This window comes from Streptomyces sp. SID10853, from assembly GCF_010548145.1.
GTDB lineage: Bacteria > Actinomycetota > Actinomycetes > Streptomycetales > Streptomycetaceae > Streptomyces.
The window spans coordinates 36729-60628 of sequence record NZ_JAAGLN010000008.1 but is presented as its reverse complement, the minus strand read 5'-3'; the positions used below and the strand labels follow the sequence as shown (position 1 = coordinate 60628).

20 protein-coding genes are annotated in these 23900 nt (G+C 69.6%); 11 read left to right on the top strand and 9 right to left on the bottom strand.

From position 1 onward, the window contains the following. The first annotated feature begins 230 nt into the window (after window positions 1-230). Together G3I19_RS03855 and G3I19_RS03850 are read left to right on the top strand one after the other, a co-directional pair. On the top strand, window positions 231-1058 hold the full coding sequence (locus G3I19_RS03855) for an enoyl-CoA hydratase family protein (protein WP_164259471.1): 828 nt from the start codon (window positions 231-233) through the stop codon (window positions 1056-1058). Beyond that, window positions 1043-3364 carry a bifunctional salicylyl-CoA 5-hydroxylase/oxidoreductase gene (locus G3I19_RS03850; RefSeq protein WP_164259470.1) on the top strand — a complete coding sequence of 774 codons (2322 nt, stop codon included), beginning with the start codon at window positions 1043-1045 and terminating at the stop codon, window positions 3362-3364. Before G3I19_RS03855 ends, G3I19_RS03850 begins: the two co-directional genes overlap by 16 nt. 7 nt (window positions 3365-3371) lie before the next feature. Here G3I19_RS03850 and G3I19_RS03845 read toward each other — a convergent pair whose 3' ends face one another. Both G3I19_RS03845 and G3I19_RS03840 read right to left on the bottom strand, forming a co-directional pair. Further along, complete coding sequence (locus G3I19_RS03845; protein ID WP_164259469.1) at window positions 3372-3518, bottom strand: hypothetical protein; 147 nt, start codon at window positions 3516-3518, stop codon at window positions 3372-3374. Window positions 3519-3523: 5 nt separating this feature from the next. Continuing rightward, window positions 3524-5122 (bottom strand): AMP-binding protein, encoded by a 1599-nt coding sequence (locus G3I19_RS03840; RefSeq protein ID WP_164259468.1) that lies wholly within the window; start codon window positions 5120-5122, stop codon window positions 3524-3526. Between the two features lie 88 nt (window positions 5123-5210). Here G3I19_RS03840 and G3I19_RS03835 point away from each other — a divergent pair, with 88 nt between their 5' ends. The 4 genes from G3I19_RS03835 to G3I19_RS03820 all read left to right on the top strand — a co-directional run bounded on the left by G3I19_RS03835 (window position 5211) and on the right by G3I19_RS03820 (window position 10017). Continuing rightward, window positions 5211-6338, top strand: coding sequence for an acyl-CoA dehydrogenase family protein (locus tag G3I19_RS03835; protein ID WP_164259466.1), 1128 nt, complete (start codon window positions 5211-5213; stop codon window positions 6336-6338). Window positions 6339-6383: 45 nt separating this feature from the next. Further along, entirely contained in the window at window positions 6384-6782 is a 399-nt protein-coding gene (locus tag G3I19_RS03830; RefSeq protein ID WP_164259464.1) for a RidA family protein, read from the top strand. 1 nt (window position 6783) lies between these two features. Next, a complete protein-coding gene (locus G3I19_RS03825) occupies window positions 6784-7617 on the top strand; it encodes an alpha/beta hydrolase (RefSeq protein WP_164259462.1) in 834 nt (277 codons plus the stop codon). A gap of 474 nt (window positions 7618-8091) precedes the next feature. Further along, window positions 8092-10017: an acyl-CoA dehydrogenase gene (locus tag G3I19_RS03820; RefSeq protein ID WP_164259485.1), complete on the top strand. Its 1926-nt coding sequence runs from the start codon at window positions 8092-8094 to the stop codon at window positions 10015-10017. 8 nt (window positions 10018-10025) lie between these two features. Here G3I19_RS03820 and G3I19_RS03815 read toward each other — a convergent pair whose 3' ends face one another. The 6 genes from G3I19_RS03815 to G3I19_RS03790 all read right to left on the bottom strand — a co-directional run bounded on the left by G3I19_RS03815 (window position 10026) and on the right by G3I19_RS03790 (window position 15459). Then, complete coding sequence (locus G3I19_RS03815) at window positions 10026-11390, bottom strand: cytochrome P450 (protein ID WP_164259460.1); 1365 nt, start codon at window positions 11388-11390, stop codon at window positions 10026-10028. 12 nt (window positions 11391-11402) lie between these two features. Then, window positions 11403-11993 (bottom strand): ATP/GTP-binding protein, encoded by a 591-nt coding sequence (locus G3I19_RS03810; protein WP_164259458.1) that lies wholly within the window; start codon window positions 11991-11993, stop codon window positions 11403-11405. Next, window positions 11968-12348 (bottom strand): DUF742 domain-containing protein, encoded by a 381-nt coding sequence (locus G3I19_RS03805; protein ID WP_164259456.1) that lies wholly within the window; start codon window positions 12346-12348, stop codon window positions 11968-11970. The genes G3I19_RS03810 and G3I19_RS03805 overlap by 26 nt, the downstream gene beginning before the upstream one ends. Next, a complete protein-coding gene (locus tag G3I19_RS03800; protein ID WP_164259454.1) occupies window positions 12345-12755 on the bottom strand; it encodes a roadblock/LC7 domain-containing protein in 411 nt (136 codons plus the stop codon). The genes G3I19_RS03805 and G3I19_RS03800 overlap by 4 nt, the downstream gene beginning before the upstream one ends. Next, window positions 12752-13903, bottom strand: a complete 1152-nt coding sequence (locus G3I19_RS03795; protein WP_164259452.1) for a sensor histidine kinase — start codon at window positions 13901-13903, stop codon at window positions 12752-12754. The genes G3I19_RS03800 and G3I19_RS03795 overlap by 4 nt, the downstream gene beginning before the upstream one ends. Window positions 13904-14310: 407 nt before the next feature. After that, complete coding sequence (locus G3I19_RS03790) at window positions 14311-15459, bottom strand: PP2C family protein-serine/threonine phosphatase (RefSeq protein WP_164259451.1); 1149 nt, start codon at window positions 15457-15459, stop codon at window positions 14311-14313. Window positions 15460-15587: 128 nt separating this feature from the next. Here G3I19_RS03790 and G3I19_RS03785 point away from each other — a divergent pair, with 128 nt between their 5' ends. The 3 genes from G3I19_RS03785 to G3I19_RS03775 all read left to right on the top strand — a co-directional run bounded on the left by G3I19_RS03785 (window position 15588) and on the right by G3I19_RS03775 (window position 18250). Further along, window positions 15588-16511 carry an amidohydrolase family protein gene (locus tag G3I19_RS03785; protein WP_164259449.1) on the top strand — a complete coding sequence of 308 codons (924 nt, stop codon included), beginning with the start codon at window positions 15588-15590 and terminating at the stop codon, window positions 16509-16511. Window positions 16512-16687: 176 nt separating this feature from the next. Next, complete coding sequence (locus G3I19_RS03780; protein WP_343234975.1) at window positions 16688-17182, top strand: hypothetical protein; 495 nt, start codon at window positions 16688-16690, stop codon at window positions 17180-17182. A gap of 243 nt (window positions 17183-17425) precedes the next feature. Continuing rightward, window positions 17426-18250 (top strand): SDR family oxidoreductase, encoded by an 825-nt coding sequence (locus G3I19_RS03775; RefSeq protein WP_164259445.1) that lies wholly within the window; start codon window positions 17426-17428, stop codon window positions 18248-18250. 111 nt (window positions 18251-18361) lie between these two features. Here G3I19_RS03775 and G3I19_RS03770 read toward each other — a convergent pair whose 3' ends face one another. Continuing rightward, window positions 18362-19891, bottom strand: a complete 1530-nt coding sequence (locus G3I19_RS03770; RefSeq protein ID WP_164259442.1) for a UDP-N-acetylglucosamine 1-carboxyvinyltransferase — start codon at window positions 19889-19891, stop codon at window positions 18362-18364. 169 nt (window positions 19892-20060) lie between these two features. Between G3I19_RS03770 and G3I19_RS03765 the strand changes: the two genes are divergently transcribed. Together G3I19_RS03765 and acnA are read left to right on the top strand one after the other, a co-directional pair. Beyond that, window positions 20061-20690 (top strand): TMEM175 family protein, encoded by a 630-nt coding sequence (locus G3I19_RS03765; protein ID WP_164259440.1) that lies wholly within the window; start codon window positions 20061-20063, stop codon window positions 20688-20690. A 421-nt stretch (window positions 20691-21111) separates the two neighbouring features. Further along, the gene (gene acnA / locus G3I19_RS03760; RefSeq protein ID WP_164259438.1) at window positions 21112-23826 is read left to right on the top strand and encodes an aconitate hydratase AcnA; all 2715 of its coding nucleotides are present in this window, start codon (window positions 21112-21114) and stop codon (window positions 23824-23826) included. Window positions 23827-23900 lie beyond the last annotated feature (74 nt).

The following is a 23900-nucleotide window of genomic DNA, read 5'->3' as shown; positions in this document are numbered from 1 at the left end:
GATTTCAACGATACGGAGCCGGGGGCGTTGCGAGTAGAGGCAGCGGCCCGGAGGAAAAGGGACTTGCGCCACATTCTGACGGGACTTCCGCCGGGGGACCCGTCCAAGGTTTTATCGCGTGCCCGTGACGGTAGTCACGGGGGAGTGATAATTTGAGGGGGCACGCCGCTCTTCCACCGGGTCTCCGGCCGGCCGCCGGACGCGCCCCCGACCGAAGGAGGCCGCACCTCATGAGCCCCTTTTCCGGCTCAGCGGAGCGAGTGGAGCACTGGGACCACCTCCGGGTGGCCCGGCAGGACGGCGTCGCGACCGTCACCTTCGCGCGCCCAGGAAAGCTCAACGCCCTCACCTTCGGCGCCTACGCCGACCTGCGCGACCTGCTCGCCGAGCTGTCCCGCGAGCGGTCGGTACGGGCCCTGGTCCTCGCCGGGGAGGGCCGCGGATTCTGCTCGGGTGGTGACGTCGAGGAGATCATCGGCGCCACACTCGCCCTGGACACCGCCCAGCTCCTCGACTTCAACCGGATGACCGGACAGGTCGTACGGGCGCTGCGCGAGTGCCCCTTCCCGGTGATCGCCGCCGTGCACGGGGTCGCCGCGGGCGCCGGCGCCGTCCTCGCGCTGGCCGCCGACTTCCGGGTCGCGGACCCGACCGCCCGCTTCGCGTTCCTCTTCACCCGGGTGGGGCTGTCCGGCGGTGACATGGGCGCCGCCTATCTGCTGCCGCGCGTCGTCGGCCTCGGACACGCCACCCGGCTGCTGATGCTGGGGGAGCCCGTCCTGGCGCCCGAGGCCGAGCGCATCGGCCTGATCAGCGAGATGACGGACGAGGGCAGGGCCGACGAACGGGCCGCGGCGCTGGCCCGCAGGCTCGCCGAGGGCCCGGCGCTGGCGTATGCGCAGACCAAGGCGCTGCTCACCGCCGAACTCGACATGCCGCTCGCCGCTGCGGTCGAACTCGACGCCACCACGCAGGCGCTGCTGATGAACGGCGAGGACTACGCAGAGTTCCACGCCGCCTTCACCGAGAAGCGGCCCCCCAAGTGGCAGGGCAGGTAGCCGTGCCGGCCGGCACCGGCGAGCGCACCCGCCCCGCCCTGCGGGTCGCGGTCGTCGGCGGCGGACCCGGCGGCCTCTACGCCGCAGCCCTCCTGAAGCGGCTCGACCCGGCCAGGTCCGTCACCGTCTGGGAGCGCAACGCCCCCGACGACACCTTCGGCTTCGGCGTCGTCCTCTCCGACGAGACCCTCGGCGGCATCGAGCAGGCGGACCCGGCCGTCCACCGCGCCCTCCAGGCCGAGTTCGTACGCTGGGACGACATCGACATCGTCCACCGCGGCACGACCCTGACCTCGGGCGGCCACGGATTCGCCGCGCTCGGCAGGCGCCGGCTCCTGGAGATCCTGCACGAGCGCTGCCGCTCCCTCGGCGTACGGATCCGCTTCCGCGCCGAAGCGCCGCCCCCCGCCGAACTGGCCGCGACCCACGACCTGGTGGTAGCGGCCGACGGAGTGCACAGCGCCACCCGCCGCGCCCACGCCGACGTCTTCGCACCCCGGATCACCACCCACCGCTGCCGCTACATCTGGCTCTCCGCGCCCTTCGCCTTCGACGCCTTCCGCTTCGAGATCGCCGAGACCGAGCACGGGGTGATGCAGCTGCACGGGTACCCGTACGGGCCCGCCGCCTCCACCGTCATCGTCGAGATGCGCGAGGAGGTCTGGCAGGCCGCCGGACTCGACCGCTGCGACGAAAAGGAGTCCACCGAGCGCTGCGCCCGGATCTTCGCGGGCGCGCTCGGCGGCCGGCCGCTCACCGGGAACAACTCCGCCTGGACGGCGTTCCGTACCGTCGTCAACGATCGCTGGTCGCACGGGAACACGGTGCTGATCGGCGACGCGGCCCACACCGCGCACTTCTCCATCGGCTCCGGCACCAAGCTCGCCGTCGAGGACGCCCTGGCCCTGGCGGCGAACATCGAGGAGCAGCCCGACCTGCCGTCGGCCCTGGAGGCGTACGAGAGCGAGCGCCGCCCGGTCGTCGCCTCCACCCAGCGGGCGGCCGCGGCCAGCCTGGAGTGGTTCGAGCAGCTGGACATGTATCTCGGCCAGCCGCCACGGCAGTTCGCCTTCAACCTGCTGACCCGCAGCCGCCGGGTCACCCACGGCAATCTGCGGCTGCGCGACAGCGGCTTCACGGACACGGTGGAGCGCGACTTCGGCTGCCCGGACGGCACACCGCCGATGTTCACGCCGCTGCGGCTGCGCGGTCTCGAACTGCGCAACCGTGTCGTCGTCTCACCGATGGACATGTACTCGGCGCACGACGGTGTGCCCGGCGACTTCCACCTCGTCCATCTGGGCGCCCGTGCACTCGGCGGCGCCGGTCTGGTCATGACCGAGATGGTGTGTGTGAGCGCCGACGGCCGTATCACCCCCGGCTGTACCGGCCTCTACACCGGCGAACAGGCGGCGGCCTGGCGGCGCGTGACCTCCTTCGTGCACACGCAGTCGCCCGGTACCGCCGTCGGGGTCCAGCTGGGGCACTCCGGGCGCAAGGGCTCCACCCGGCTCATGTGGGACGGCATGGACGAGCCACTTCCCGAGGGCAACTGGCCACTGTCGGCCGCCTCCCCGCTCCCGTACCGCCCCGGTGTCAGCCAGATCCCGGCCGAACTGGACGGAGCCGGACTCGCGGCGGTGCGCGAGGAGTTCACCGCGGCGGCCCGCCGTGCCGCGAGCGCCGGCTTCGACCTCATCGAACTGCACTGCGCGCACGGCTATCTGCTCTCCGGCTTCCTCTCCCCGCTCACCAACCGGCGCACCGACGGCTACGGCGGCTCGCTCAGGGGCCGGCTGCGCTTCCCGCTGGAGGTCTTCGACGCGGTACGGGCCGAGTGGCCCGGAGACCGGCCGATGACAGTCCGTATCTCGGCGGCCGACTGGGCGCCGGGCGGCACGACACCGGATGAGGCGGTCGCGATCGCCCGCGCCTTCGCCGCCCACGGGGCCGACGCGATCGACGTCTCGACCGGGCAGGTCGTGCCCGGCGAGAAACCCGCGTACGGCCGCTCGTACCAGACCCCGTTCGCCGACCGCATCCGCAACGAACTGGGCGTGCCGGTGATCGCGGTGGGCGCGATCTCGTCCTGGGACGACGTCAACTCCCTGCTGCTGGCGGGCCGTACGGACCTCTGCGCGCTGGCCCGCCCGCACCTGTACGACCCGCACTGGACCCTGCACGCGGCAGCGGAACAGGGCTACACGGGCCCGGCCGCACCCTGGCCCCTCCCGTACCGCGCGGGCAGCCGCCCCCCGATGACGGGCCGCACGGACGCCCCGAAACCCCGGCTCACACTGATGTGACGGATGGTCAGGCCGCCCGGGTGACGACGACCCGCTCGGCCAGGGGCCGGTATCCGATGCGCCGGTACACGCCGTTGCTGGTCGGGTTCGCGATGTCGGTGAAGAGCAGTACGGGGGACGGCGCAGCACCCCATCGCCGCGAAACTCGCGTCATCCCCCTCACTCCAGCCGGAACCGCTGGAGCTTGCCCGTGCCGGTCCGGGGCAGGGACTCCGCGAACACCACCTCCCGGGGGCACTTGTGCGGCGACAGCTCCGACTTCACGAACTCCCGCAGCGGCTCCGCCTCCCGTACCGCTCCCTCGCGCAGCACCACATGGGCCACCACCACCTGCCCCCGCTCTGCGTCCGGGCGGCCGACCACCGCCGCCTCCAGGACGTCGGGATGGCGCAGCAGGGCGTCCTCGACCTCGGGGCCCGCGATGTTGTAGCCGGAGGAGATGATCATGTCGTCGGCGCGTGCCACATAGGTGAAGTAGCCGTCCCCGTCGCGCAGATAGGTGTCGCCGGTGATGTTCCAGCCGTCCCGTACGTACTCCGACTGGCGCTCGTCGGCCAGATAGCGGCAGCCCACCGGGCCGCGCACCGCGAGCAGGCCGGGCTCGCCGTCGGGCACCGGGTGGCCGGCGCGGTCCACCACCCTGGCCTGCCAGCCGGGCACCGCGACCCCCGTCGTCCCGGGGCGCGCCGCCCCGTCCGCCGCCGACACGAAGATGTGCAGCAGCTCCGTGGCACCGATGCCGTTGATGAGGCGCAGCCCGGTCCGCTCGTGCCAGGCATGCCAGGTGGCCGCCGGCAGGTTCTCACCGGCCGATACACAGCGGCGCAGGGCCGAGATGTCGTACCGGTCCAGCTCGTCCAGCATGGTGCGGTACGCGGTCGGCGCCGTGAACAGCACCGACACCCGGTGCCGGGCGAGCGCGGGCAGCAGCTGGCGCGGCCCGGACCGTTCGAGCAGCAGCGCCGACGCTCCGGCGCGCAGCGGGAAGATCACCAGACCACCCAGGCCGAAGGTGAACCCGAGCGGCGGACTGCCGGCGAAGACATCGTCGGGCCTGGGCTTCAGCACGTGCCGCGCGAAGGTGTCCGCGACGGCCAGCACATCGCGGTGGAAGTGCATACAGCCCTTGGGGCGCCCGGTGGTGCCCGATGTGAAGGCGATCAGCGCCACATCGTCGGCCGAGGTCGCGACGGCCGGATACAGCGCCGGTCTGGCCGCGGCCAGCCGCTGCAGGTCCTGCGGCCCCCCGCCGCCGTACGTCGTGATCCGCAGCCCCGGCACCTCCGCCTTAACCAGGTCCTCGGCGGAGCGGATGTCGCACAGCGCGTGGCTGATCCGGGCGAGCGAGCACACCTCGGCCAGTTCGTGCGGGCGCTGGGTGGCCAGTACGGTCACCGCGACACCGCCGGCCTTCATCACCGCGAGCCAGCAGGCGGCCAGATGGGGTGTGGTGGGGCCGCGCAGCAGCACCCGGTTGCCCGGCACGACCCCGAGGTCCGATGTGAGGACGTGGGCGATACGGCCGACCTGGGCCCGTAGTTCGCCGTACGTCCACAGCTCACCGGAGCCGGTGCGGAAGGCGGGGCGGTCGGCGCCGAAGCGCTCGATGGTCCCGTTCAGCAGTTCCACGCCGCAGTTGAGCCGGTCCGGATACGCCGGTCCCGGCAGGTCGTCGAGGAGGAGCCGGGGCCACTGGTCGGCGGGCGGCAACTGCTCACGGGGAAAAGTGTCGACGTGCGCTGAGGTTTTCAGCTCCATCACAGGATCGCCCCCTTAGGCGGCATCGCACATGGAGCGTATCGTTTGCGTGACGACAGTCAACGGTTCACGATAGAGGGGATCGGGGATGACCGCATTCGCGCTGGACCCGGACCAGCGGAAGTGGTGCGCCGAGCTGCGCACCCTGGCCGCCGAGGAGTTCGGCCCGCTCGCCGCGGCCGGTGAGCCCGGCCGGGTCAACCGGCCCCTGGTCGCCGCACTCGGCGCATCCGGCCTGCTGGAGCGGCTGTTCAGGGCCGGTGCGGTTGACCTCTGTCTGCTGCGGGAGTCCCTGGCGTACGGCTGCACGGAGGCGGAGACCGCGCTGGCCCTCCAGGGCCTCGGCAGCTTCCCCCTCGTCCAGGCCGGCACCGCGCGCCAGCGCGAACGCCTCCTTCCCGGGGTGATCGCGGGCCGGACCGTCGCCGCGTTCGCGCTGAGCGAGCCCGGCGCGGGGTCGGACGCCGCCGCCCTGGAGCTCAGAGCCGCACCGGACGGCGGGGGATGGCGGCTCACCGGCGAGAAGTGCTGGATCTCCAACGCCCCCGACGCCGACTTCTACACCGTCTTCGCCCGTACGACCGAGGGGGCGGGGGCCCGTGGGATCACCGCGTTCCTGGTGCCGGCCAGCCGGCAGGGCCTGACCGGCGCCCGGCTCGACATGCTCTCGCCGCACCCCATCGGCACACTGCACTTCGACGCGGTGCCGGTCGGCCCGCAGGACGTCCTGGGTGAGCCCGACCGCGGCTTCCGGGTCGCGATGAACACCCTGAACCTCTTCCGTCCCAGCGTCGGCGCCTTCGCGGTCGGGATGGCACAGGCCGCCCTGGACGCGACCATCGGGCACACCGCACGGCGCACCGCGTTCGGCGGGCCGCTGAAGGACCTGCAGACCGTGGCCCACCAGGTCGCCGAGATGGCCACCCGTACCGAGGCCGCACGTCTGCTGGTCCACGCGGCCGCTGCCGCCTGCGACGCGGGCGACCCCGGCATCGCGAAACGCTCCGCCATGGCCAAACTCTTCGCCACCGAGACCGCCCAGTACGTCGTGGACGCCGCAGTCCAGCTGCACGGCGCCCGCGCCCTCCAGCGCGGCCACCTCCTCGAACACCTCTACCGCGAGGTCCGCGCCCCGCGGATCTACGAGGGCGCGACCGAGGTCCAGCGGACCATCATCGCCAAGGAGCTGTACGCGGCCGATGAACCGCACGGATGAGTGATGGATGAGTCCTGACCGAGCCGACGCCAAGGAGCTGTCCGTATGAGCCTCGACCGGGTCAACCCGCCGCAGCTCTCCCCGCCCGCCGGGTTCTCGCACGCCGTCACCGCCACCGGGAACCGGCTGGTCTTCCTGGCCGGGCAGACCGCCCTGGACGGTGCGGGCCGGGTCGCCGGGGCCACCCTCCCGGCCCAGTTCGAGGTGGCCCTCACGAATCTGCTCACCGCGCTGCGCGCCGCGGGCGGCGGCCCGGCCGACCTCGCACGGGTCACGGTGTACGCCACCGATGTCGCCGACTACCGTGCCCACGCCGCCGAACTGGGCCGTATCTGGCGCAGGCTGGCAGGCCGCGACTACCCGGCGATGGCGGTGATCGGCGCCACGCGGCTCTGGGACGAGCAGGCGATGGTCGAAATCGATGGAGTGGCCGTACTGTCCTGACATGCCCGAGATCACACTCACCGCAGGCACCGTCGACTACGTGGACACCGGCGGCTCAGGCCCCGTCGTCGTCCTCCTCCATGGGCTCGTGCACGACGCCACCGTCTGGCGCAAGGTGATCGAGGGGCTGCGCCCCGGCCACCGCGTGCTCGCGCCCACCCTGCCGTACGGCGCGCACCGCACCCCCATGCGCCGGGACGTACCGCTGACGCCGGATTCGGTGGTGGAGCTCATCGCCGAGTTCCTCGACCGGCTGGAGCTGAGTGACGTCACCCTGGTCGAGAACGACTGCGGCCGCGCCCAGTCCGTCGCCGTCCGGCACCCGGAGCGGCTCGCCCGGCTGGTCCTGACGGCCTGTGAGGCGTTCGACAACTACCCGCCGGGAATCCCGGGCAAGCTGATCACGCTGGCCTGCCGGGTGCCGGGCGGCATCCCCCTGCTGGTCCGTACGCTCGCGATCAGACCGCTGCGCCGGCTGCCGGTCGGCTTCGGTGCGCTCACCAAGCGGCCGGTCCCCGACGGGATCGTCGACGGCTGGCTGCGCCCGCTGCTCACCGACAGGGCGATCCGTGAGGACTTCCGCCGCTACGGGCTCGGCGTACGCAGGACGGAGCTGCTGGAGGCCGCCGAAGGACTGCGGACGTTCGACAGGCCCGCGCTCGTCGTGTGGGCGCCGGAGGACCGGATGATGCCCAGGGCGCACGGACGGCGTCTGGCCGAACTACTGCCGCAGGGGCGGCTCGTGGAGATCGAGGACAGCGGCACACTGATCGCCGAGGACCGGCCGGAACAACTGGTCGCGGTACTGCGGGAGTTCATCGCCGCCACCGGCTGAATCCACGCCCGGCCGGCTGGGGCCGGCCGCGGCATTCCATGCAACGATTCGCCGTACCGCAGGTAAGTTATCCGGCTATTTCCTTTACAGGGAATCTTTCTTTTGAGACTCTGAATAAGGACGGCGATGGAAACTGCCGCCCCGGCGGACGCGTTGCTTTACGTGGTGAATGAGGTGCCGTTTCGCACCGCCACCGAAGAGAATACCCCGCGTGACCCGATGGATAAACATCGCCTGCCGCTCCGGCGATATCCAGTTAAATTTCTATTTTTGCCCGATCTGTCATCTTACGCACTGGAGTCGGGTGAGCGCCGAGGGTAATAGAGACCGCCCTCTTCATCAAGCCATTTCCGCAGTGATCTTCCGCTCAAAAAAAGATCACGCCAGCTCTGGAGAAGGCGCGTCGGCCGGTATTCACTTGTTTCAGCTTTCTATTCACTGGTGTAAAGCGTTCTTGCGGAGTGCCTCGTGACCATGCAGCCTGTCTACGACAAGGATCTCCTTGAAGTCGCGTCGGAACGGAGCTATTTGCCGAAGGAGGGGGGAGCGGTAGAGGTGCCCGCCCGGAGCCGTGGGTTGGCCCGTCTCCTCTTCGACGGCGAGGAGCAGGCACGGGTGCATGGACCCTGGCGGGATCTCATCGCCACGGAGGCATTCCGGCACCGTCCCGGGCTCACCCCCGCAGAGCGTGTCCAGCTCTCGTACTCCCGGCTGCGTATGGTCAACGAAGCGGCCGGTGATGCCGCGGCCCTGGCCTTCGACATCCGGCGGCTCTGCGCGCTGCACGAGTGGACCGGGGTGGTGGACGGCGGCCTCTGCACGCTGGCCAGCATCCACTACAACCTGTTCCTGGGAAGCCTGCTCGACCAGAGTGCCGGCACCGCCGGGCGCGACGTCTCCGAGTTCACGTCGATGCGCCGCATAGGGACCTTCCTCTGTACGGAGCTGGACCACGGCAATGACGCTCCGGCGCTGGGGACGACCGCCGAACTCGACCGGGAGACCGGCGGGTTCATCCTGCACACCCCCACGCCCGGCGCCCAGAAGTTCATGCCGAACACCAGCCTGGCCGGCGGTCCGAAGAGCGCGGTCGTCGCGGCCCGGCTGCTGGTCGACGGAGTGGACCAGGGGTGCTTCCTCTTCCTGACGCCGCTGAGCGACGAGGCCGGCCGGGTGCCCGGGGTCCATGTCCGGGAGCTTCCGGACCGTACCGGCACCCCGGTGGACCACTGCCTCACCTCGTTCGACCAAGTGCGTTTACCTCGCGAGGCGTTGCTGGAGGCGGAGCACGGCCGGCTCGACCGGGACGGAACACTGCACAGCAGCCTGGGCAGTGCGCGGAAGCGGTTCCTGCACTCGATCGGGCGCGTCACCATCGGCAAGCTGTGCATGAGCGCGGGCACCCTCGGGATGTCGCGCGCCGCACTGACCATCGCGGTACGGCACGCTCATACCCGGCACATCAGCGGGCCGAAGCTCGGGGAGCGGGTGCCGTTGGTGGCGCACCGCAGCCATCACGGCAGGCTGCTGGACGCGACAGCGACGGCGTACGCCATGACGTTCCTGCACCGGGAGGTCGTCTCCCGATGGGTCGGGCACACGGCGGAGAACCGGGCGGAGACCGAGCGTCTGGTCGCTGTTGCGAAGGGCTGGATCAGCTGGCAGGCCAGGGAGATCGCGATCGAGTCCCGGGAGCGGTGCGGGGCGCAGGGGCTCTTCCCGGTCAACGGGATTTCGGATCTGCCGTTGAACATAGAGGGCGGCATCACGGCGGAAGGCGACAATCTCGTCATCTGGGTGAAGGCGGGGGCCGAAATGATCTTCGGCCATGAGGTGGAGCGGGGCCATCGGTCCGCTGTGCCGCTTGAGGAGCGGTCGCTGACCGATCTCTCCTTTCTGCGCGCTCTCCTCGTGGAGGCCGAGTCCGCCGCGCAGGACCGGGCGAGGACCGCTCTGCGCCGCGGCCCGGCGGGCGATCCGCTCGGACGCTGGAACGCGGCGTCCACGCCCGCTCTCGACATGGTCTCGGTGCACGCCTGCCGCCTGGCCGCCGACGCGTTCATCGATGCCGCGGCCCGGACGGCGGATCCGGTGGCGCGGACCCTGCTGGAGGATCTGTGCCGGCTGTTCCTGCTCCGTCAGCTGAGCGCCCACACCGGGGAGTTGCTCGCGGAGGGCCTGCTGACCGCGGACCACGTACGCGCGTTCCACGGTGCGACGACCGACGTGATCGCCGCGCTCGCGCCTCACATGCTGACGCTGGTGGATGCCTTCGACCTGCCGGATGAATTCCTCGCCGCCGTGCCGATCGCCAGTGGCGGACGGATCGGAGACGAGGAAGACACCTGGTCCACATGGCACCTGCGCACATCAGGCATTCGGGAGCCGGTGGGGCGTTAGTGGCCTGATCACCCCTTCCACCAGGCCAGGAAGCCGCTCCAGAACTTGCCCTTCTGCGCGGCGGCAGGCGCTGCCTCCGCCCGGCCGCCCTGCGGGGTCTGGACTGCGCCTGGGTTCAGGCCGGTTCGCGGCCGTGTGCTGCGGACCGGGGTGAACCGGGCCGGCAGCGAGCCGAGTGCGCGGTGGAAGGGGCCTGGCCGGTACACGAGTGCGTCGGGGTCCACCGACATCTCGATGTCCGGCAGTTCGTTGAGCAGTTTCTCAATGGCCTGAACGGCGATGATCATCGCCGGGTCCTTCGCCGGGCAGGCGTGCGGGCCCGCACCCCAGGCCAGGTGGGCGCGCCTGCTCACCGTGCCCCGGCCCGCGGAGAGGTTCGGGTCGGAGTTGGCGGCGGCGAAGGAGATGAGCACCGGGTCGCCGGCGTTGAGCCTGATGCCCGACAGTTCGACGTCGTACAGGGGGAAATGCGTGGCGTAGTTGGCTATCGGGCAGCTGTTCCACAGAACGTCGTTGATGGCGTCTTCCACGAGGATGACGCCGCCCTGCGGACCGTCGGCCTGGCTCCCCTGGGAGAGCAGGATCTGCAGGGCGTTTCCGATCAGATTCGACATCGGCTCGAACCCGCCGCCGATGAGCTGGATGAGCTGCGGGATCATCTCCTCGTCGCTCAGCCCGGCAGGGTGCTGCAGCAGATGGGTGAGGATGTCGTCGCCGGGCTGGGCCCGCTTCAGCGTGACCAGCTCCAGCAGCGCCTCCACCAGGACATCGTTCGCACTCTGTGCGTCGGTCCCGTCGAAGATGCCGGAAATGCCGAAGGCGACCCGGTCGCCCAGATCGCCCGGGCAGCCGAAGAGGTCGTTGAAGACCAGCAGCGGTACGAGGCGCGCGTAGTCGCCGATCAGGTCGACCTTGCCCCGACTGCTGAACTGGCTGATCAGATAGGTGGCGGTGCGCTCCACCCACCGGGTCAACTGGTGCGTGTCGAGCTTCGCCAGACTGTCCGTCACTGCCTGACGGAGCCTCAGATGCCGGGCCCCGTCCTCGAACAGCGGACCCGGACGGTACGCCATCATCGGCAGCACGGGGCTGTCCAGCGGCACCTGTCCTTCGTTCAGCGCGCGCCAGCGGCGCGAGTCACGGACGAAGGTGTCGGGGCTCTGCAGTACGTGGAGCGCCGCGGCGTAGTCGGTGACGAGCGCGGCGTCCACGCCCGGGGCCAGCTCGACGGGTGCGACGGGCCCGAACGTCCGCAGGTAGGCGTAGTGGGCCTTCGGGTCCTTGGCGAATTCCTGGGTGTACAGGGGGGTGCGCGGGCCGGCGCCGTGCGCCGGGCAGCCGGGTGGCGGGGAAGGCTCGGAGGGGGATTGCATGGGGTGGAACTCCTAGCTGAGGCGGGATTGGAGGTAGCGCACGAGGACGATCAGAGCATTCGCCGACGAGCGCTGATCGCGCGCGTCGCAGCTCACCAGAGGCGTCTCGGGGAGCAGGTCGAGGGCTTCCCTGATCTCCGTGTCCTCGTGGTGCGTCCCGATGTCGAACCGGTTGACCGCGATGGTGTACGGAATGCCGTACTGCTCGACCAGGTCCATCACGGGGAACGACTCCTCGAGACGCTCGGGATCGACCAGTACGAGGGCTCCGAGCGCCCCGCGCGACATGTCTTCCCACACCTGGACGAAGCGCTGCTGGCCGGGTGTTCCGAAGAGATAGAGCACCAGATTCTCACTGAGCGTGAGACGGCCGAAGTCCATCGCTACGGTTGTCGTGGTCTTGCCGCGCGTCCCTTTGAGGTCGTCTATGTCCTCGCCGGCCCGTGTCATGACTTCCTCGGTCCGCAGCGGAGGAATCTCCGACATGGTGCCGATGAAAGTGGTCTTCCCGACTGCGAAATGCCCGACCACCAGGATCTTCGCCGCGGTCTGTACTGATTCGCTCAGATAGACGCCGCTATCCGAAACGGGCCTGAAGGCCATTCAGCACCTCCTCGAGTATGCGTCGTTCGACACGCTCGGCCCGCGGAATGGGTTTGCGCGTATAGAGGTATCCCGCATCGGTGAGATCGGCGAGCAGGACGCGGACAATGCCGACGGGCAGCTGGGTGTGTCCTGCGATCTCGGCGACCGCGAGGTAGCCCCCCGAGCAGAGCTCGACCAACCGGCGCTTCTCCGGGTCGAGATGGCCGATCGCGGGGCAGTTCTCGGCCACGGTGACCAGCGTGATCAGCGAGAACTCGTGGTCGTCCACCAGACTGCGGCCGTTGGTGATGACGTACGGACGCACTAATTGCGGGGCTTCCGGCTCCTGGTCCGGGTCCTCTGTAGTGGTCATGCGCCGGCGTCGGCAATCTCGCGCGGGGGACTGGTGAGCGCCTTGCCGAGCTGGCCCACGAGCTGCTGCATACGGAAGGTGATCTCCGCCATGTCGACCTCGGGGGAGGCCGAGACGGCGAGGTAGGCGCCCTCTCCGGCGGAGATGAGGAACACCCAGCCGTGCTCGAACTCGACCAGTGTCTGGCGCCACTGGGGCCGGTCGCTGGGCGGTCCGCCGCAGAAGTCGGCCACCGTGCGGCTCAGGGACTGCATCCCGCTCATCGCGGCGGCGATGGTGTCGCCGTGGTCCTTGCCGACATCCTTCGAGCGGGCCATGAGCAGGCCGTCGGCCGAGACGAGGATCGCGTGCCGCGCTTCGGGGACTTCGAGGGCGCTGTCAAGCATCCATGACAGGTCGTAGTTCACTGAGTCTCAGGCCCTTCGCTGCTTGCACTGGTGGAACGGCGTCCTGACTGGGTCCCGCGCTGGAACGCACCCATCACTGAGGCGATCTGCTCGGTCGACCTGGCAGGGGCGGCCCCCGCGTCGGCTTCCGGCACGATGGAGATCGGCCCCCTTCTGCTGCGTTTGGGCAGACCGCCGAAGGTGGTCGCAGGGGCCTGTGTTGCCGCCGAATCCTCTTCGGGCGGCATCGGGGATGACGCGGCCACGGTGGGAATCTCCTTCGCCTGGGGCTGGGGGGCGGGCTCCGGCATGGACGTGAGGAGGTCGTCGGGCAGGAGCACGACCGCGCGCACACCGCCGTAGGGCGATGTGGTGTCCACGGAGACACTGAATCCGTAGCGTGCGGCGAGCACGCCGATCACGGTGAATCCGAACTGCGGAGGGTTGCCGAGGCCGGCGACGCCGGGGGAGCGCTCGCTGGAGAGGAGCTTGGCCGCGCGGCTCTTCTCCTCCTCGTTCATACCGACACCGGCGTCGTCGACGATGATGCAGACGCCCTTGGGCACCGGCCGGATGTTGATCTCGATCATGGTTTCCGGCGCCGAGTAACTGGTGGCGTTGTCGAGCAGTTCCGCGAGTGTCAGCGCGACCGGTTCGACGGCGCGGCTCACGATGGCGAAATGGCTCTGGGTCCGGATCTCCACACGGGTGAAGTGGCGGATACGGCCCTTCGCGCTGCGGACCACGTCGTAGAGCGACGCGTCCGTACGCTGACGGCCGAGCCAGCCGTCGCAGAGCACGGCAATGGACTGGGCGCGCCGTGCGAACTGGGAATTCATGTGGTCGATGTCCAGGAGGTCCTGGAGAATTTGCAGCTCGCCGTATTTTCCCTGGAGTTTGGAAATGGCGAGCTGCTGCTCACTCGCAAGACCCTGCAGGGTCCGCATGGCGGATTTCAGAGCGGATTTGGTGGCTTCTTCGGCCCGCTCCTTCGCCTCTTCCACGGATTCCGCGTAGTGTTCTTCCAGAGTGGCGTAGTGGCTTTTGAGTTCCTGCTTTTCCGTGCGGAGCTTTGAAATCGACTTTCTTCCGCGAGCGATCGCGGTAGCGGCGACAGGAGTGCCAGCTATCAAAGCCCAGAGCGCTGGATCCTGGAGGTACTGAGTCATAAGGCTCTCTTCGGGTGGCGGGGCCGCCGGGTTCTGAATGTCTCGGGGGCGCGGTCGAGTGCACTCGTGGCCGCAGACATACGGGATCGGTCGCGCGCGTTCTCCTGCCCGACTGCCTTGAAAGGCCCGGCTGATGGCAAAGTTCCCCCCGGGGTGGCGGAATTCTGGCCCGACGCGCTGCGCGATTAAGCGCCATAGCGGGTTTGGTACCGCCTGGCAAGCGTGATGATCTTAGCACCACGAGATGGGGTGCCGTTCCTGGGGAACCGTTATCTTTCTGGCATCTGACGGAAATTCAGCAAGGTGCTCATATGGGGTCTTGTGGGCGTTGACTATTTGCCGGACGTGCCCGATTGATCATGATTATTAATTCTTCGGGATGAATGTCCGGCGGCGCCGTGGGGCTTTCAGGGCGCCGGCAGCCGCTCGATGGCGACCATCGCCGCGTCGTCGCCCAGGCTGCCGTCCGCGTGCCGCAGCAGGTCGGCGCAGAGGTCCCCCAGCAGTGCGTCGGGCCCTGCGGCACGGAACGTCGCGATCCGTTCGGACAGCGGGTAGAAGCGGCCCGCGGAGTCCCGGGACTCGATGACGCCGTCCGTGAACAGGAGCAGGATGTCACCGACGCCGAAAGGGAATGTCTGGGCGGTGAAGGGCGTCGGAGCCGCACCGCCTGTACCGGCGGCACCTGCCAGCAGTGACCCCAGCCCCAGCGGCGGCGCGGGCTCGTCGACGCCGAGCGTGCGCACCTGGCCGGAGCGCAGCAGCAGCGGCGCCGGATGACCACAGCTGACCAGGCTGAATTCCGGGCCGGTGTCCGGGATGTCCAGCACCGCTGCGGTCACGAAACTCTCCGTACCGCGGTCGGTGTCCCCGTCCGCCGGCAGCCCGTCGCGGCCCGCGGCGACCCCGGCCTCCAGCTGTGCCACAGCATGCGGAAGGCTCGGCTCCTGGCGGGTCAGCGACCGGAAGGCGCCCAGGACTTGGGCGGCCTCCCCCATCGCTTCGAGCCCCTTGCCGCGTACGTCCCCGATGATCACGCGGGTGCCGCCGGACGTGCGGGCGAGCGCGTACAGATCGCCGCCGAGCTGCGCCTCCGCCTCCGCGGCCAGATAGCGCGATGCGATACGCAGCGTCCCGGTCCGCTCGGGCAGCGCGGGCATCACCACACGCTGCACCGCCTGCGCCACCCAGCGGAGGTGACTCATCTCCCGTGCGTGCCGCACCCGCACATGGGCGAAGAAGGTCACGATCACGGAGATCAGGAACAGTGCGGCGATCTGGTAGGTGTGATTGAGATCGTTGATGCTGGTGCGCACGAAGCCCACCAGTGACTGGGCCAGGACGGCGACCGCGCCGACGATCGCCGTCGTACGGGGGCCGGCGAACGACGCGGTGAGCGCCGGGGCCGCCACGAGGAAGGGGCCGAGGTGAATGTCGGGCGGTGCGGTGATGTCGAGCACCGTCACGGCGGCGATCAGGGCGAGCGGCACCACGATGAGCGCCCTGGGGCGCGGCAGGTCCTCGTGGAGCGGGCGCAGTATCCGCAGCGGGCTCATATCTCTGGATACCTCACAGAATCCGCGTCCGCCTGTCCACCGCTCCGCCTGCCCAGGTCCGCCTCCCTGTCCGCCGGTCCGCCGGTCCGCCCGTCTCTCCGCCGGCCCGCGCCGATAGGGTGGCTGTCATGCCCAGTCCCACTGAGTCCGCCCGCCCGGTGTACGACCGCTCCGGCCGGGACGAGGAACGGGCCCGGGTCGCGGCGTTCCGTGAGGCGCTGGGACTGGACAGCCTCATCGACGTCCACACCCACTTCATGCCCGACCGGGTGCTGGCCAAGGTATGGGCGTACTTCGACGCCGCCGGTCCGCTCGTCGGCCGCCCCTGGCCGATCGCCTACCGGGACGAGGAGCAGCGCCGCATCGAGGTGCTGCGGGACTTCGGCGTCCGGGCCTTCACCTCCTTGCTCTATCCGCACAAGCCGGGCATGGCGCGCTGGCTCAACGACTGGGCCGCGGACTTCGCCGCACGGACCGACGACTGCCTGCACTCGGCGACGTTCTTCGCGGAGCCGACCGCGCCCGAGGACGTGCGGCGCGCGCTGCGCCAGGGTGCACGGGTGTTCAAGTGCCATCTGCAGGTGGGGGCGTTCGACCCGAACGACCCGCTGCTGGACGACGTCTGGGGGCTGCTCGCCGAGACCGGCACACCGGTGGTGACGCACTGCGGGTCGGGCCCGGCGCCCGGAGCGTTCACGGGGCCGGGGCCGATCGAGGCCCTGCTCACCCGGTACCCGCGGCTCCGCCTGGTCGTCGCGCACCTGGGGATGCCGGAGTACGAGGAGTTCCTCGGGCTGGCCGAGCGCTTCGGGCGCGTCATGCTGGACACCACGATGGCGTTCACACCGTTCAGCGAGGCTGCCGCCCCCTTCCCCCGGACCGCGCTGCCCCGGCTGGGCGACCTGGGCGAGCGCATCCTGCTGGGGACGGATTTCCCCAACATCCCGTACACCTACGCGGACGCGCTCGACGCCCTGGAGGCCACCGGTCTCGGCGCTCCCTGGTTGCGCGCCGTCTGCCACGACAACGCGGCGCGGCTGTTCTCCCTGTAACCCGGCCGTATCCCCCTCCTGCCCCGCCTCCAGCCCCGTGCGGGCGGTGTCCCGGCAGGGGCGGGCCGCACTGCCCCGGATGCGGGCGAATCACGGCTTTGTGCGGTTGTATCCCTGTACGGAATGACTCTTTCGTCCTGGGAGGAAGCGCCTTGCCCGCGAGCCCGACTGTCCCCGTGCCCCCGGCTCGGCGCGCCGAGCCACTGCAACGGCTGCTGTTCGGCGGCATCTACGGAACGATTCTCGCCAGCGCGCTGGCGGCCGCCCTGGACAACGACCACGGCAGCCCGAATCCCGCGTACGACGCGCTCTGGATCCTGCTCACCTCGCTCGCTTCGGCGGCGGCGCACGGTTACGCCCACGCCATCGCCCACCGGACGGCCGACGGGGTGCCGGTGACCACCAGCACCGTACGGTCGGTGCTCACCGAGTGGCCGCTCATCGCCGCGGTGCTCCCCACCGTGGCGGCCCTGCTGGGTGCGCACGAAGGCTGGTGGGGGGAGGACGGAGCGATCGCGGTCGCCCTGCTCATCAACACGGTGGCGCTGTTCGGCTGGGGGTTCTGGGCCGCACGCGTGGCGGGCCGCAGCTGGGGCAAGGCGTCCAGGACCGGCGGGATGGACATGCTGATCGGGCTCTTCATCGTGACCGCGAACATCCTGATCCACTGAGGTGGTGAGGTACTGGGTCCGGAGGCTCCGCAATCCGGTCTGCTCAGCGGCCGGAAAACAGGAGGGCGGCGAGGTCTCGCTCTCGGTATCTGCCTCCCTTCCGAGGAAACGGAGGCAGGGAGGAAACGGAGGCGGGGCGGAGGACTGAGGTTGCCTTCGAGTCCACTCGAAGGTGTTGGCTGGTGGGAGAAACACCGCGACGTGCTGATCGTACGGATGACGAGTTTCCCTGAGGAGCACACCATGACGCAGAAGACCTGGTTCATCACCGGTGCCTCACGTGGCTTCGGCCGTGAGTGGGCCATCGCAGCCCTCGAACGCGGCGACTCCGTGGCCGCGACCGCGCGCGATCTCTCCACGCTGGGGGACCTTCGCGAGAAGTACGGGGAACGTCTGCTGCCCCTGCGTCTCGACGTGACGGACCGTGACGCCGACTTCGCCGCCGTGCAGCAGGCACACGAGCGGTTCGGGCGACTCGACGTGGTGGTCAACAACGCCGGTTACGGGCACTTCGGCATGATCGAGGAACTCACCGAGGCCGAGGCGCGCGCACAACTGGAGACCAACCTGTTCGGTGCCCTGTGGATCACGCAGGCGGCGCTGCCGATCCTGCGCGAGCAGGGCAGCGGCCACATTCTCCAGGTCTCTTCCATCGGAGGCATCAGCGCCTTCCCGCTGGTCGGGATCTACCACGCGTCGAAGTGGGCGCTCGAAGGCATGAGCCAGGCGCTGGCCCAGGAAGTGGCACCGTTCGGCGTCAAGGTCACGCTCATCGAGCCCGGTGGGTTCGCCACCGACTGGGCGGGCTCGTCGTCCAGCACATCCGAGCCGTTGCCCGCGTACGCCGACTTCCACAAGGAGGTGCAGGAGCAGCGCCGCAAGCGCGTCGGTACGCCGGGTGATCCGACCGCGTCCGCCGCGGCAGTGCTGGAGATCGTCGATGCCGACGAGCCGCCGCTGCGCTGCTTCTTCGGTTCGGCGCCGCTGGGCATCGCCAAGGCCGACTACGAGCAGCGTCTCGCGGGGTGGGAGAAGTGGCAGCCCGTGGCGGATCTGGCACAGGGCTGAGCCGGGGCGCCGGACCCGGCCCAGCCGGCTCTGAGAAGTCCCGGAGATGCCACCGCGCCCCGTCTGACTCGCTGAACAGCAGGTCAGGCGGGGCGCAGCAGCAGCCGCGTATCAAATGTCCCGGAAGATCTCGATCTGCGCGCCCACCGAGTTGAGCCGCTCGGCCAGTTCCTCGTAGCCGCGGTTGATCACATACACATTGCGCAGCACCGACGTGCCCTCGGCCGCCATCATCGCCAGCAGCACCACCACCGCCGGCCGAAGCGCGGGCGGGCACATCATCTCGGCCGCGCGCCACCTGGTCGGCCCCTCCACCAACACCCGGTGCGGGTCGAGGAGTTGCAGCCTGCCGCCCAGCCGGTTGAGGTCCGTCAGATAGATCGCGCGGTTGTCGTAGACCCAGTCGTGGATCAGGGTCTGGCCCTGCGCGACCGCCGCGATGGCCGCGAAGAACGGCACGTTGTCGATGTTGAGCCCGGGGAAGGGCATCGGGTGGATCTTGTCGATCGGGGCTTCGAGCTTGGAGGGCCGCACGGTCAGGTCCACCAGCCGGGTCCGGCCGTTGTCGGCCGCGTACTCGGCGCTGCGGTCGTGGTCGAGGCCCATCTCCTCCAGGACCGCCAGCTCGATCTCCATGAACTCGACGGGGACCCGGCGGATCGTCAGCTCCGACTCCGTCACCACGGCCGCGGCCAGCAGGCTCATCGCCTCGACCGGGTCCTCGGACGGGGAGTAGTCGACGTCCATGTCGATGTCCGGCACCCCGTGCACGGTCAGCGTCGTCGTCCCCACGCCGTCGACCCGTACGCCCAGCGCCTCCAGGAAGAAACACAGGTCCTGGACCATGTAGTTGGAGGAGGCGTTACGGATGACGGTCACGCCGTCGCTGCGGGCCGCCGCGAGCAGAGCGTTCTCGGTGACCGTGTCGCCCCGCTCGGTCAGCACGATCGGGCGGTCGGGGGCGGCGCCCCGCTCCACCTGTGCGTGGTAGAGGCCCTCCGTCGCGGTGATCTCCAGCCCGAAGCGGCGCAGCGCGATCATATGGGGCTCGATGGTGCGGGTGCCCAGGTCGCAGCCGCCCGCGTACGGCAGCTTGAAGTTGTCCAGGCGGTGCAGCAGCGGGCCGAGGAACATGATGATCGAGCGGGTGCGGCGCGCGGCCGACGCGTCGATGGCGGCCATGTCCACGTCGGCGCCCGGGGCGATCTCCAGGTCCTTGCCGTCGTTGATCCAACGGGTGCGCACACCGATGGAGTTGAGCACCTCCAGGAGCCGGTACACCTCCTCGATGCGTGCGACTCTGCGCAGCACCGTCCGCCCCTTGTTGAGCAACGAGCCGCAGAGCAGCGCCACACAGGCGTTCTTGCTCGTCTTGACGTCGATCGCGCCCGAGAGCCGGCGGCCGCCGACCACCCGCAGATGCATCGGTCCGGCATAGCCGAGCGAGACGATCTCGCTGTCGAGAGCCTCGCCGATCCGGGCGATCATCTCAAGGCTGATGTTCTGGTTTCCGCGCTCGATACGGTTCACGGCGCTCTGGCTTGTGGCGAGCGCATCGGCCAGCTGAGTCTGTGTCCAGCCCCGGTGCTGACGGGCGTCACGGATGAGCTTGCCGATGCGTACGAGGTAGTCATCTGCCATGCGTCCGACGCTATCTCACATATGAGATGCCGACTCTTCCGGGTAGGCCATTGGAGTGAGGGCGGCGTGTCGGCGGGGCGACGGCCCGGCTGACGGCGGACGTTGTCCGGCTTGCCCGCTGTCGGCGTAATGGGCGGGTCCCGCGCCCCGCGCGGTCACGCTGAGCCGGATGACGAACCTGGGAGCGGACCGCAAGAGCCCGGAGCGGCTCGTCGCGCTCTCCGACGGGATCTTCGCCATCGCCATGACGCTCCTGGTGCTCGACATCCGGGTGAAGGAGGGCCTGGACGCGGCCGCCTTCCGCGATGCGGTGCACCGGCTGCTGCCGGCCCTCGGTGCCTATGCGCTGAGCTTCACCATCCTCGCGGGCTTCTGGCGCGATCACCGGCGGATCCTGAACCTGGCGCACCGCGTGGACGGGCTGACTCTGCGGTTCGCCCTGACCGGGCTGGGGGCCATCGCGCTGGTCCCCTTCCCCACCACCCTGCTGTCGGACTACGCCTCGCAACCGCTGGCCGTGGCCTGTTACGCGGTGACCGTCGCTGTCATCGACCTGCTGGAACTCGCGCTGTTCCTCACTATCTGGCGCCGCCCCTGGACGGCCCGTCCGATCTCCGCCGGTGTCGGCCGGAACATCGTCCTGGACCTGGGCTCGACCGTCCTGGTCTTCGGTGCGACCGTGCCGGTCGCGTTCGTCTCACCCCGGGCCGCCATGTGGACCTGGCTGGTCCTGGTCCCCGTCAAACTGGCCCTCGGACGGCGCGAGCGCGACCGCGATCCCAGGCCGGACGGGGGCTGAGGGCCGGTCCGGGGCGACTGTGTGGCGCTGTCGCCCGCCGGTGCGGCCGCTCGCCTGCGCCGCAGGCCGAGACGTCGCCTGCGTCGCGGTGAGCACTGGACCGTCGGCCGGAGCGCGGCGCTCCGCTCGACGGTCTCTGTTTCGACGGCAGGAAACCGGAAACGACTGCACTCACTGTCGTGCGCCTCGACCGGATGACAGCGGACAAGCGGTCCCCGCATGACCTCCGCGCGGACGTGTACTAGAGTTATCTCGACATCGAGATATCTGCCGAGGCGCACAGCGGTCGTCACTCGGTAAGGGTTACCTAACTAATCCTCACTGTAGCGGATGGCCGAGCAGCCGAAGGCGGCACCCAGCGGCGCCGGCCGCAAACGAGGCGCGGCGCGCTAGAACGCGCACTTTGATGAAGGAGACTGTCGTGTCGGCGAACAGCTTCGACGCCCGCAGCACGCTGCGCGTGGGCGACGAGTCGTACGAGATCTTCAAGCTGGACAAGGTCGAGGGCTCCGCGCGCCTCCCTTACAGCCTGAAGGTCCTGCTGGAGAACCTGCTGCGTACCGAGGACGGCGCGAACATCACCGCCGACCACATCCGGGCGCTCGGCGGCTGGGACTCGCAGGCCCAGCCGAGCCAGGAGATCCAGTTCACGCCGGCTCGCGTGATCATGCAGGACTTCACCGGTGTGCCGTGTGTCGTCGACCTCGCCACCATGCGCGAGGCCGTCAAGGAGCTCGGCGGTGACGCGGCGCAGATCAACCCGCTCGCCCCCGCCGAGCTGGTCATCGACCACTCCGTCATCGCCGACAAGTTCGGTACGTCGGACTCCTTCGCGCAGAACGTCGAGCTGGAGTACGGCCGCAACAAGGAGCGCTACCAGTTCCTGCGCTGGGGCCAGACCGCCTTCGACGAGTTCAAGGTCGTCCCCCCGGGCACCGGCATCGTCCACCAGGTGAACATCGAGCACCTGGCCCGCACCGTCATGGTCCGCAACGGCCAGGCGTACCCCGACACCCTCGTCGGCACCGACTCGCACACCACCATGGTCAACGGCCTGGGCGTGCTGGGCTGGGGCGTCGGCGGTATCGAGGCCGAGGCCGCGATGCTCGGCCAGCCGGTCTCGATGCTCATCCCGCGCGTCGTCGGCTTCAAGCTGACCGGTGAGCTGAACCCCGGCACCACCGCCACCGACCTGGTCCTCACGATCACCGAGATGCTGCGCAAGCACGGCGTCGTCGGCAAGTTCGTCGAGTTCTACGGTGAGGGCGTCGCCGCCACCTCGCTCGCCAACCGCGCCACCATCGGCAACATGTCGCCGGAGTTCGGCTCCACGGCCGCGATCTTCCCGATCGACGCCGAGACGCTGAACTACCTGCGGCTGACCGGCCGTGACGAGAAGCAGGTCGCGCTCGTCGAGGCGTACTCCAAGGAGCAGGGCCTCTGGCTCGACCCGGCCGCCGAGCCCGACTTCTCCGAGAAGCTCGAACTCGACCTGGCCACGGTCGTCCCCTCCATCGCCGGCCCGAAGCGCCCGCAGGACCGCATCGTCCTCGCCAACGCCAAGGCGCAGTTCGCCCAGGACGTCCGCAACTACGTCTCGACCGACGAGGAGGCGGGCAAGGAGTCCTTCCCGGCCTCCGACGCGCCGGCCACCCACAACGGTGTGCCGAGCCGTCCGACCACGGTCACGGCCCCCGACGGTTCGACGTACGAGATCGACCACGGCGCCGTCACCGTCGCCGCGATCACCTCCTGCACGAACACCTCGAACCCGTACGTCATGGTCGCCGCCGCGCTCGTCGCGAAGAAGGCCGTGGAGAAGGGCCTGACCCGCAAGCCCTGGGTCAAGACCACCCTCGCGCCCGGCTCCAAGGTCGTCACCGACTACTTCGACAAGGCCGGGCTCACCCCGTACCTCGACAAGGTCGGCTTCAACCTCGTCGGCTACGGCTGCACCACCTGCATCGGCAACTCCGGCCCGCTGCCGGATGAGGTCTCCAAGGCGGTCAACGAGCACGACCTGGCCGTGACGTCGGTGCTCTCGGGCAACCGCAACTTCGAGGGCCGCATCAACCCCGACGTCAAGATGAACTACCTGGCGTCCCCGCCGCTGGTCGTCGCGTACGCCATCGCGGGCTCCATGAAGGTGGACATCACCAAGGACTCGCTGGGCACCGACCAGGACGGCAAGCCGGTCTTCCTCGCGGACATCTGGCCCACCGAGGCCGAGGTCAACGACGTCGTGGCGAACACCATCGGCGAGGACATGTTCAACAAGTCCTACCTCGACGTCTTCGCGGGCGACGCCCAGTGGCAGGCCCTGTCGATCCCGACCGGCAACACCTTCGAGTGGGACCCCGAGTCCACCTACGTCCGTAAGCCCCCGTACTTCGAGGGCATGACGATGGAGACCACTCCGGTCGAGGACATCACCGGAGCCCGGGTCCTCGCGAAGCTGGGCGACTCGGTCACCACCGACCACATCTCCCCGGCCAGCGCGATCAAGGCCGACACCCCGGCCGGCAAGTACCTCACGGAGCACGGCGTCGAGCGCCGCGACTTCAACTCCTACGGCTCGCGCCGCGGTAACCACGAGGTCATGATCCGCGGCACCTTCGCCAACATCCGGCTGCGCAACCAGATCGCGCCGGGCACCGAGGGCGGCTACACCCGCGACTTCACCCAGGCGGACGGGCCGGTGTCGTTCATCTACGACGCCTCGCAGAACTACCAGGCCGCCGGCATCCCGCTGACCGTCCTGGCCGGCAAGGAGTACGGCTCCGGGTCGTCCCGCGACTGGGCGGCCAAGGGCACCGCGCTGCTCGGCGTGAAGACCGTCATCGCCGAGTCGTACGAGCGCATCCACCGCTCGAACCTCATCGGCATGGGCGTCCTGCCGCTGCAGTTCCCGGAGGGCAAGACCGCCGAGTCGCTCGGCCTGACCGGCCAGGAGACCTTCTCCTTCACCGGCGTGACCGAGCTGAACAACGGCACCACGCCCCGCACGGTCAAGGTCACCACCGACACCGGTGTGGAGTTCGACGCGGTCGTCCGCATCGACACCCCCGGTGAGGCGGACTACTACCGCAACGGCGGCATCATGCAGTACGTCCTGCGCAACCTGATCCGCAAGTAGGCGGACGGGCCGCGAGGCCGCGAAGGGCCGCACCCCAGCCGGAGATCACGGCTGGGGTGCGGCCCTTCTCCATT

Excerpts from the sequence above, each read along its gene's own strand:
- G3I19_RS03795 (WP_164259452.1), bottom strand. The coding sequence starts at position 13,903 with ATGACTCAGTACCTCCAGGATCCAGCGCTCTGGGCTTTGATAGCTGGC.
- G3I19_RS03825 (WP_164259462.1), top strand. The coding sequence starts at position 6,784 with ATGCCCGAGATCACACTCACCGCAGGCACCGTCGACTACGTGGACACC.
- G3I19_RS03785 (WP_164259449.1), top strand. The coding sequence starts at position 15,588 with ATGCCCAGTCCCACTGAGTCCGCCCGCCCGGTGTACGACCGCTCCGGC.
- G3I19_RS03820 (WP_164259485.1), top strand. The coding sequence starts at position 8,092 with ATGCAGCCTGTCTACGACAAGGATCTCCTTGAAGTCGCGTCGGAACGG.
- G3I19_RS03770 (WP_164259442.1), bottom strand. The coding sequence starts at position 19,891 with ATGGCAGATGACTACCTCGTACGCATCGGCAAGCTCATCCGTGACGCC.
- G3I19_RS03855 (WP_164259471.1), top strand. The coding sequence starts at position 231 with ATGAGCCCCTTTTCCGGCTCAGCGGAGCGAGTGGAGCACTGGGACCAC.
- G3I19_RS03815 (WP_164259460.1), bottom strand. The coding sequence starts at position 11,390 with ATGCAATCCCCCTCCGAGCCTTCCCCGCCACCCGGCTGCCCGGCGCAC.
- G3I19_RS03765 (WP_164259440.1), top strand. The coding sequence starts at position 20,061 with ATGACGAACCTGGGAGCGGACCGCAAGAGCCCGGAGCGGCTCGTCGCG.
- G3I19_RS03830 (WP_164259464.1), top strand. The coding sequence starts at position 6,384 with ATGAGCCTCGACCGGGTCAACCCGCCGCAGCTCTCCCCGCCCGCCGGG.
- G3I19_RS03845 (WP_164259469.1), bottom strand. The coding sequence starts at position 3,518 with ATGACGCGAGTTTCGCGGCGATGGGGTGCTGCGCCGTCCCCCGTACTG.
- G3I19_RS03805 (WP_164259456.1), bottom strand. The coding sequence starts at position 12,348 with ATGACCACTACAGAGGACCCGGACCAGGAGCCGGAAGCCCCGCAATTA.
- G3I19_RS03775 (WP_164259445.1), top strand. The coding sequence starts at position 17,426 with ATGACGCAGAAGACCTGGTTCATCACCGGTGCCTCACGTGGCTTCGGC.
- G3I19_RS03840 (WP_164259468.1), bottom strand. The coding sequence starts at position 5,122 with ATGGAGCTGAAAACCTCAGCGCACGTCGACACTTTTCCCCGTGAGCAG.
- G3I19_RS03790 (WP_164259451.1), bottom strand. The coding sequence starts at position 15,459 with ATGAGCCCGCTGCGGATACTGCGCCCGCTCCACGAGGACCTGCCGCGC.
- G3I19_RS03810 (WP_164259458.1), bottom strand. The coding sequence starts at position 11,993 with ATGGCCTTCAGGCCCGTTTCGGATAGCGGCGTCTATCTGAGCGAATCA.
- G3I19_RS03835 (WP_164259466.1), top strand. The coding sequence starts at position 5,211 with ATGACCGCATTCGCGCTGGACCCGGACCAGCGGAAGTGGTGCGCCGAG.